This is a genomic window from uncultured Bacteroides sp., assembly GCF_902472605.1.
GTDB lineage: Bacteria > Bacteroidota > Bacteroidia > Bacteroidales > Bacteroidaceae > Phocaeicola.
In genome coordinates, this window is sequence record NZ_CABROP010000081.1 from 1 (window position 1) to 2,431 (window position 2,431).

At 42.7% G+C, this 2,431-nt stretch carries 1 protein-coding gene; it reads left to right on the forward strand.

What is annotated here, in order from left to right:
* Positions 1 to 5 precede the first annotated feature (5 nt).
* Positions 6 to 2,312, forward strand: a complete 2,307-nt coding sequence (locus RDP42_RS12465) for an outer membrane beta-barrel protein (RefSeq protein WP_308763952.1) — start codon at positions 6 to 8, stop codon at positions 2,310 to 2,312.
* Positions 2,313 to 2,431 lie beyond the last annotated feature (119 nt).

Here is a 2,431-nt window from a genome sequence, read left to right on the forward strand (position 1 = left end):
TATTTTTGTTTGTGCTGACAGGAATCATACTACCTGTCAGTTTGTCCGCACAGACCGTAAGCGGAAAGCTGATTGATGAAAACAATCAGCCGTTGCCTTACGCCAATGTAGTGCTGCTGTCACTGCCTGATTCGGCGTTTGTGAGTGGAACCGTCAGCGGTGAGGACGGAACATTCACGCTGGAGACAACCTCGCAAAACCAGATTGTAAAAATATCCTCTATCGGATATAAGACAGTATATAAACCAACGGTTCCTGCTAATATTGGTATCGTCCAACTTGCTTCGGATGCACAACTGCTGGGTGAAGTGGTTGTAAAAGCCGACTTACCCAAGATGCAACTGAAAGGAGATGCTATAGTGACTACCGTGCAGGGTAGTATCCTTGAAAAAGCAGGAACAGGAGAGGATTTACTGAACAAGCTTCCGGGGGTATCAGCCGATGATGGAGAAGTCCGTGTGTTTGGTGCTGGTGCTCCGGAAATTTATATCAACGGTCGTAAGGTGCGAGACAATTCCGAGTTGAATCAGCTTTCTTCGGATAACATCAAAAGCGTGGAAGTGGTAAACAATCCCGGTTCACGCTATGATGCGACGGTAAACGCTGTTATCCGTATTCGGACCAAAAAGCCGCAAGGTGAAGGCTTTGGTTTCGATAACCGTTTCTATACCGAATATCGCTATGACTGGACAGTGCGTGATATATTTGATTTCAACTATCGTAAAGGAGGCTTTGACTTGTCGGGTATGCTTTCAGGCAATGACAGACGAAGCGAAAACAACAAGCGCATCGTACAGGAAACTTTTCTCGACCGTACGTGGAAACAGGAATCCCAATTGAACGACCGGGTGCACATTCAGAACCTGTCTGCCATGCTCTCTCTCAATTATCAGTTTAATGAAAATCACTCGTGGGGAATACGCTATAATTTTGACCGTTCACCGAAATTCCATGATGAAATTAATATGCAGACCAATGTGGCACAAGATAATATGCCTTATGAGAAAAGCAGCAGCATCGGATGGCAGAATCATGAAAGTTTCGGTCATACACTGAACACTTATTATAACGGACAGGTAGGCGACTGGCACATTGACTTTAATGCCGACGGGATTTGGCAGGACAATAGGATAACGCAGGAAATGCTGGAAGAAATTATTCCGGCAGACGGTGAACGGAAAGAACAGACTGTTACCAGCGAGAGTCTGGATAAAAATACACTGTATGCTGCCAAGCTGGTAGCCGAGCATCCGCTGTGGAAAGGCAATTTCTCGCTTGGCGGTGAATACACTTACACCAACCGGTTGAATAATTATCGGAATGTAGAAGGAATTCTGGATGATGACGAAAGTCGTATCCGTGAGAATAGTTTTGCCCTTTTTGCGGAATATGGTTTCCGTATAAGTCAGTTACAAGTAAGAGCCGGAGTTCGCTATGAGCACTTGGCTTCTGATTATTTCGAAGAAGACAAGCGCATTGATGAACAGAGTCGTACATACGATAACGTGTTCCCTTCTGTTTCACTTTCTCTTCCTGTCGGTAAGATTCAGTTGCAGTTGAGCTATGCGGGTAGTATATACCGTCCATCGTACTGGATGCTCCGTAGTAACACAACGTATATCAACCGTTATACTTATGAAAGCGGAAATCCTTTGTTAAAGCCTTCTGTTATAAACAGGCTTTCGTTTAATGCTTCATACAAGTGGTTGTATTTCAATACGCGTTACATTCACGGTCGTGATGCAATCCTTCAACTAAGTCAGGCTTATTCGGATGATGATCCAACTATTTCTTTGTTCAGTTATTATAATAGATATAGTTCAGATAAGTTATATTCCAGTTTGACGCTTGCTCCTACGATTGGTATATGGTCTCCTCAACTTACGCTTATGTTGCTTCAGCAATGGTACAAGGTAGATGTCCCCGGTGGCATAGATAATTTCAATAATCCTATAGGTTCGTTTTCGTTCCGTAACCACTTCAGTTTGCCGTCTGATTTTGGTCTTGATATAGATTTTGGAGCAGATACTCCTGGAGATAATGAAAATGCGTATGTATCTGAAGGCTGCTGGTATGCTAATGTGGGTTTATATAAAAGCTTCTTTAATGAACGTCTGAGTATCAGGCTTCAGGCTGATGATTTATTCAATTCCAGCGCTGCCAAAACTGTTTTGTACAGTGGAAATCGTGTGATGATGCTAAAACAGGAAGTGCATCGCAGTATCGCTTTGACTCTACGCTATAAATTCAATACAGCCAAGAGCAAGTACAAAGGTACCGGTGCCGGAGAAAGTCAGAAGAACCGTATGTAAGAATCAGCATCGTAAAATTAATATTGGAACTCTCTTAAAATGACAGTGGGGCAGCTTTAATTATATTAAGGCTGCTCTTTTTCTTTAAATAAAAAGGTGGATATAATCCAAATCAGCAT